The organism is Salinivibrio sp. SS2 (genome assembly GCF_001722075.1).
GTDB classification, from domain to species: domain Bacteria; phylum Pseudomonadota; class Gammaproteobacteria; order Enterobacterales; family Vibrionaceae; genus Salinivibrio; species Salinivibrio proteolyticus.
The window spans coordinates 1-6,612 of the sequence record NZ_MEBP01000007.1 but is presented as its reverse complement, the minus strand read 5'-3'; the positions used below and the strand labels follow the sequence as shown (position 1 = coordinate 6,612).

The window sequence follows — 6,612 nt, the reverse complement described above, 5'->3', positions numbered from 1 at the left end:
TCGGTTAGGTCATTTATTTGGTACGCAGAGAATTGATGTATTCGGTCGAGGGCTTGTCTTAAGAACATAAAAAAATCCGAGTGTGCAGAAACACTCGGATTTTGACACCCTCTCAGGATCGTTCAACCGATCATTTTTTGCTTAACTGATCGGCATTAGGCAGCTTCGGCTGCCGTTTTTTATCTTTGCGTTGGCGACATCGATGATTAAAGGGGCCCGGTATCGGACCTGCACATCGCATGCATTACGTATATAATGCGGCGCCTTGATAGTGAGTAAACGAAAAGGCACAAGCATGAGAGTCGCGTTAGGCATTGAATATGATGGAGCGCAGTTTTACGGTTGGCAGCGCCAACGAGAAGTTACCAGCGTACAAGCGCACTTGGAGCGTGCTTTATCCATCGTGGCTAACCAAACTATCGATGTTCAATGTGCTGGACGAACCGATGCTGGTGTGCATGGGACTGGTCAAGTGGTGCACTTTGATGTGGATAGCCAGCGGCCGTTAAAAGCATGGACACTGGGTGTGAATGCTAATTTACCGGATGCGATTGCTGTTCGTTGGGCAAAAGAGGTGCCTGACAGCTTTCACGCTCGGTTTAGCGCGACCGCTCGTCGTTACCGTTATATCATCTACAATCATCCTCTGCGTCCGGGCATTTTAGCCACGGGGGTCAGCCATTATTATGGTGAGTTGGATGAAACCTTAATGCATCAGGCCGGTCAGTACTTATTGGGGGAAAACGATTTTTCCTCGTTCCGCGCTGCGCAATGTCAGTCAAAATCACCGTGGCGAAATGTGATGCATTTGTCGGTGAGTCGTCGCGAGCGTTACATTATCATCGATATTAAAGCGAATGCATTTGTTCATCATATGGTGCGAAATATTGCAGGTAGCTTGATGGCTGTGGGCCGAAAAGAACATCCTCCCGAATGGATTGAATGGCTGCTGGCCCAAAAAGATCGCACCTTAGCGGCCGCCACTGCCAAAGCGGAAGGCTTGTATTTGGTTGAGGTTGATTATCCGCAAGAGTTTGCGCTGCCCGATGCGCCGATTGGCCCCCTGTTTTTACCCGATGAGGTCATTGAACGGGCCTAAATAGTAGCGCGTCAAAGGGTAGAGCGAAGAATAGGTAGTACCAGTTTTTTATCCCAAGTCTGACTGACTTGTGATTTAATTCGGTCTAATTTGTTACGAATCCAAGATGGACGTCCTATGCGGACGCCCATGATTAAGTAAAGGTTGTCCATGAGCTGGCTTGAAAAAATCCTAACGAAAAGCAACATTGGTTCATCGCGCAAAGCATCCATTCCTGAAGGGGTGTGGACCAAGTGTACGTCCTGTGACCAAGTGCTTTATCACGCAGATGTAGAGCGTAACCTAGAGGTATGCCCTAAGTGTGATCATCACATGCGCATTCCTGCTCGTCGCCGCCTTGATGTGTTTCTCGACAAAGACGGTCGCGAAGAGATTGCCGCTGAGCTTGAGCCGAAAGATGTGCTGAAGTTTCGTGACTCGAAAAAATATAAAGACCGCCTTTCTGCGGCACAAAAGTCGAGTGGTGAGAAGGACGCACTGATCGTCATGAAAGGAACCGTGTTAGAGGTTCCTGTGGTTGCCTGTGCCTTTGAATTTAAGTTCATGGGTGGCTCAATGGGTGCCGTTGTAGGTGCACGTTTTGTGAAAGCAGTAGATACTGCGATTGAGAATAACTGTGGTCTGGTATGTTTTTCTGCCAGCGGTGGCGCGCGTATGCAAGAAGCCTTGATGTCGCTGATGCAGATGGCGAAAACTAGCGCTGCGCTGGAGCGTCTTTCTCGCCATAAGATGCCGTTTATCTCGGTGATGACCGATCCAACCTATGGTGGCGTCACCGCCAGTTTCGCAATGCTTGGCGACGTCAATGTCGCGGAACCTAAAGCCATCATTGGTTTTGCGGGCCGTCGCGTGATTGAGCAAACGGTACGTGAAAAGTTACCTGAAGGCTTTCAGACCAGTGAATTCTTGCTCGAGCATGGTGCCATCGACATGATTGTTGATCGTCGCGAAATGCGTCAGCGCTTGGCAGGGCTGCTTGCAAAGCTGAGCAATGTGAAATCACCATTGGTGGTTGACGTTGAACAAGACAAGCCACAAGAAGACGAGCAATCTGCCTCTCAAGAGTAAGATTTGACCGTGTTCCTCAGCGTTATCCTTGGTATTATCTACCCATCATGTAGCAACTGACCAAGTTAATGTCTGAACAATGCATTCCTACAGCCACGTCCCCGCTATCGACGTGGCTGTCTTATCTTGAATCCATCCATACCAGCGCGATTGACTTAGGGTTAGAACGCGTTACCCACGTTGCCGAGCATGCGCAATTGACCAAACCTGCCCCAAAGATCATAACAGTGGCGGGTACCAACGGTAAGGGAACGACTTGTGCGCTGCTCGAGGCGATCTTGCAGAATGCGGGCTATCGCACTGGCGTGTATAGCTCTCCTCACCTTGTTCATTACAACGAACGCGTGCGTATTAATGGCAAACCATTAGACGATGCGGCGCATTGCCAAGCATTCGCCGCCATTGAGCAAGCGCGCGGAGAAACCAGCCTGAGCTTTTTTGAGTTTGGTACCTTGGCGGCGTTGCAGCTATTTAAGCAGCACGAGCTTGATGTCGTGATCCTAGAGGTCGGCCTTGGGGGACGCTTAGATGCAACGAATGTGGTCGAGCATGACGTATCAGTGATCACCAGTCTAGCGCTGGATCATTGTGATTGGCTCGGCGATGACATCGACCAAATCGGGTATGAAAAGGCGGGGATTTTCCGTGCGGGTAAACCGGCGATTTGTGGTCAACCTGCGCCTCCTCCGAGTGTTGCTGCGCATGCGGACGCGATTGGTGCAGACTTGTATCAAATTGGTTATCAATATCACTATGTACAGCAAGGTGATACTTGGTGTTGGCATGCCGGTGCCTTTGATATGGATGCGCTGCCAGTTCCTCATATTCCTATGCAAAATGCCGCAACGGCATTAATGGCGCTTGGGGTCGCAGAGCTGGATATCGCTGACACGCACATCACCGAGGCATTGCGAACCCTCACTGTGCCTGGCCGGATGCAAGTTATTTCAAGCCAGCCTTACACCGTGTTTGACGTCGCCCATAACCCGCACGCTGCGCAATATTTGGCGGATAGATTAGCGACCATTAAGCAGGATAGAGGCGGAAACATCCATGCTGTGGTTGCTATGCTGGCAGATAAAGATATTGCCGGCACGTTAGCGTGCTTTGAGGGAATTGTTGACCATTGGTATCCCGCTTCCTTGAGTGTTGCGCGGGGGGCTCCGGCGAGTGCTTTGCCCGTAAACGCAGAGGAGCTATTTGACACCCCTTATCACGCTTATCAAGCGGCCTACCAAGCGGCGGAACCCGAGCGTGATTGTGTGGTCGTATTCGGGTCGTTCCATACCGTGGGGCAAGTGAGTGAACAGATTAATTAAAACGGAGTCGATGTGGCCAGTAAGTTGCAAAAACGATTAGTCGGTACGCTGGTATTGGTGTCAATGGGGGTGATTTTTTTGCCAGATGTTTTGGATGGCAAAAAAGAGCACTATCAAGAGAGCTATCAAAGTATTCCTCTGCGCGATGACTTTGATGCGTCTGTGACAGAAACTCCCATTGCTGAACCACAGGTGGCTGATGTTGCTGTGCCTGACACCTCGGTAAAAACAACCGACGAAGAAGGGGACGCATCAAACCAGCGTGAAACGACCCCTGATTCAACGGCATCTGAGTCGATCGCCACGGCAGATGGCGCGTGGATGATTCGCCTTGGTACCTTCCGCAATCAGGAGAATGCGCGCCGTTTGGTTAGCCAATTGCGTGAGAAAGGTTACCAAGCCCATATTTTGCCACGGGATCTGAAACCTGATGACCTTGCCAAAGTGGTTGTGGGTCCAGATGTGTCTAAAAACACGCTGGAATCTCAATTGGCAGACTTAGAATCTCTCACCGGGCTGAAAGGGCAATTGCGCAAATTTGACCCACTTACCCAATAAGAAAACGTTTGCGTGAGCATTTTTTCTGTTAGAATGCGCGCGTCTCGAGCAAGTGAATAACATGATTTGGATTGATTACCTGATTCTTGGCGTCATTGGTTTTTCGGCGCTGGTTAGCGTTATCCGAGGCTTTGTCAAAGAGGCATTGTCTTTGGTGATTTGGTTTGGTGCTTTTTTTGTCGCCAGCCAATTTTATCCGCAACTTGCGGTGTATCTCACCAACATACAGGATGCGGTGATCCGTAACGGAACCGCTATTGCCTTACTGTTTATTGCTACCCTCATTGTGGGTGCAGTGGTCAATTATGTGATTGCCCAGTTAGTGCATAAAACAGGACTATCAGGGACAGATAGAGTGTTGGGGATTGTGTTCGGAAGTGTTCGTGGAGTATTGATTGTCGCCGCCGTCTTGTTTTTCTTGGATGCGTTTACGTCAGTCTCTAAAACCCAAGCATGGGGACAATCTGAACTGATTCCTAATTTTGCTGTAGTTATTGAATGGTTCTTTAACTACCTCGAGAACAGTTCCAGTTTCTTACCTAAGATCGCGGGGTCTTAGGCTGGTTTACGCGTAACAAGGAATAGCTGACATGTGTGGTATTGTTGGAATCGTAGGGGCCAATCCGGTCAACCAGTCCATCTATGATGCGTTAACGGTGCTACAGCACCGCGGCCAAGATGCAGCCGGGATTGTCACCATCGACGACAATCGTTTCCGCCTTCGCAAAGCAAATGGCTTGGTGAAGGATGTTTTTCAACTCAAACATATGCAACGTTTACAAGGTCATGTCGGTATTGGCCATGTGCGTTATCCGACCGCCGGCAGCTCTAGTGCCTCAGAAGCACAGCCGTTTTATGTCAACTCTCCCTATGGAATAACCTTGGCGCACAACGGGAACTTGACCAATGCAGAAGCACTCCGTCATTCCTTGTTTGAAAAAGACCGCCGTCACCTAAATACCACCTCAGATTCTGAAATCCTCCTCAACGTTCTTGCGCACCAGCTTTCTAACGCCGTGTCACATCCGCTTACCGCTGATGATATGTTTGCTGCCGTCCGCTCGGTGCATGAGCAGGTATCGGGTGCCTACGCAGTGGTATCCATGATTATCGGTCATGGCATGATTGCCTTCCGTGACCCGCATGGTATTCGTCCCCTGTGTTTGGGCAAGCGTGAAGAGCAAGGCCAAGTTGAATACATGGTTGCTTCAGAGTCGGTTGCCCTTGATGCAGTTGGTTTTGACTTTGTCCGTGATGTGGCCCCAGGTGAAGCCGTCTACATTACTTTCGATGGTCAACTTCACACATGCCAATGTGCGGCCTCACCAAGTTTGCACCCGTGTATTTTTGAATTCGTTTATTTCTCTCGCCCTGATTCGTTTATCGATAAAATTTCGGTGTATGGCGCGCGCGTTCGTATGGGACAAAAATTGGGTGCGAAAATACAGCGAGACTGGGAAGAGATGGACATTGATGTGGTCATCCCGATTCCTGAAACGTCCTGTGATATTGCGCTTGAAATTGCGCAGGTGCTCGGCAAGCCCTATCGACAAGGGTTTGTAAAAAACCGCTATGTAGGCCGCACGTTTATCATGCCCGGTCAACAAATGCGCCGTAAATCAGTGCGCCGCAAGCTCAATGCAATCCGCTCAGAATTTAAAGATAAGCGCGTTTTGTTGGTGGATGACTCGATTGTGCGTGGCACGACGTCGGAGCAGATCATTGAAATGGCGCGTGAAGCCGGTGCGAAAGGAGTGTATATCGCTTCCGCAGCACCAGAAGTGCGCTTCCCCAACGTATATGGTATTGATATGCCCAGTGCCAATGAGCTGATTGCTCATGGACGAGAAGTGGATGAAATTACCAAATTGATTGGTGCCGACGGTTTGATATATCAAGACTTAAGCGATCTTGTTGCCGCTGTCGGTGAGGCAAACCCCGCTATCGAACGTTTTGAAACCTCTGTGTTTAGTGGTGAGTACGTGACCAACGATGTTGACCAAGCGTATTTGGAATACATACAAAGCTTGCGTAGTGACAGTGCGAAAACAGTTCGTGAACAACAACAAGAGCTCGCCAATTTAGAGATCCATAATGAAAGCTAAAAGCCCGTGGATAGCGTGATGATAACGAAAAAAGCCGCATCGATGCGGCTTTCAGACTGCTGACAAAGGTCTAGCTTTCGAGCTAGACCTTTGATCTAATAGGAGTGTTGCAATAGGGATGCTCCGGTATGCTTCAAGAACCTTCTCCACACCAATATGAACTTGAAATGGTGACGATGGAACAACTTGTTCCCAAAGACCATCTTGTTCGTAAAATCGACCGCGCCATCGACTTCGAGTTTATTCGAGATGAAGTCGCTCACCTTTATTGCAAAGATAATGGCCGTCCACCCGTTGACCCCGTTCGCTTATTTAAAATCATCCTGCTTGGCTATCTCTTCGGCATCAAAAGCGAGCGCCAGCTTGTTAAAGAAATTGAAGTCAACGTTGCTTATCGTTGGTTCTTGCGTATGTCGCTGACAGAGAAGGTCATCCATGCGTCCACGCTGAGCCAAAATCGTAT

At 49.3% G+C, this 6,612-nt stretch carries 7 protein-coding genes; all 7 read left to right on the top strand.

Features of this window, described 5'->3' with window-relative positions:
• The first annotated feature begins 295 nt into the window (after window positions 1-295).
• Window positions 296-1,099 carry a tRNA pseudouridine(38-40) synthase TruA gene (gene truA, locus BGK46_RS00495; RefSeq protein WP_069586511.1) on the top strand — a complete coding sequence of 268 codons (804 nt, stop codon included), beginning with the start codon at window positions 296-298 and terminating at the stop codon, window positions 1,097-1,099.
• Window positions 1,100-1,249: 150 nt separating this feature from the next.
• Window positions 1,250-2,167, top strand: coding sequence for an acetyl-CoA carboxylase, carboxyltransferase subunit beta (gene accD, locus BGK46_RS00490; RefSeq protein WP_069586510.1), 918 nt, complete (start codon window positions 1,250-1,252; stop codon window positions 2,165-2,167).
• A gap of 68 nt (window positions 2,168-2,235) precedes the next feature.
• A complete protein-coding gene (gene folC / locus BGK46_RS00485) occupies window positions 2,236-3,486 on the top strand; it encodes a bifunctional tetrahydrofolate synthase/dihydrofolate synthase (protein WP_069586509.1) in 1,251 nt (416 codons plus the stop codon).
• A gap of 12 nt (window positions 3,487-3,498) precedes the next feature.
• Window positions 3,499-4,044 (top strand): SPOR domain-containing protein, encoded by a 546-nt coding sequence (locus BGK46_RS00480; protein ID WP_069586508.1) that lies wholly within the window; start codon window positions 3,499-3,501, stop codon window positions 4,042-4,044.
• A 61-nt stretch (window positions 4,045-4,105) separates the two neighbouring features.
• Window positions 4,106-4,603 carry a CvpA family protein gene (locus BGK46_RS00475; RefSeq protein WP_069586507.1) on the top strand — a complete coding sequence of 166 codons (498 nt, stop codon included), beginning with the start codon at window positions 4,106-4,108 and terminating at the stop codon, window positions 4,601-4,603.
• Between the two features lie 31 nt (window positions 4,604-4,634).
• Window positions 4,635-6,149, top strand: a complete 1,515-nt coding sequence (gene purF / locus BGK46_RS00470) for an amidophosphoribosyltransferase (RefSeq protein ID WP_069586506.1) — start codon at window positions 4,635-4,637, stop codon at window positions 6,147-6,149.
• A 128-nt stretch (window positions 6,150-6,277) separates the two neighbouring features.
• Window positions 6,278-6,612 (top strand): transposase (locus BGK46_RS00465; protein ID WP_139130699.1); only part of this gene is annotated, 335 nt, incomplete at its 3' end.

Excerpts from the sequence above, each read along its gene's own strand:
- truA (WP_069586511.1), top strand. The coding sequence starts at position 296 with ATGAGAGTCGCGTTAGGCATTGAATATGATGGAGCGCAGTTTTACGGT.
- accD (WP_069586510.1), top strand. The coding sequence starts at position 1,250 with ATGAGCTGGCTTGAAAAAATCCTAACGAAAAGCAACATTGGTTCATCG.
- folC (WP_069586509.1), top strand. The coding sequence starts at position 2,236 with ATGTCTGAACAATGCATTCCTACAGCCACGTCCCCGCTATCGACGTGG.
- BGK46_RS00475 (WP_069586507.1), top strand. The coding sequence starts at position 4,106 with ATGATTTGGATTGATTACCTGATTCTTGGCGTCATTGGTTTTTCGGCG.
- purF (WP_069586506.1), top strand. The coding sequence starts at position 4,635 with ATGTGTGGTATTGTTGGAATCGTAGGGGCCAATCCGGTCAACCAGTCC.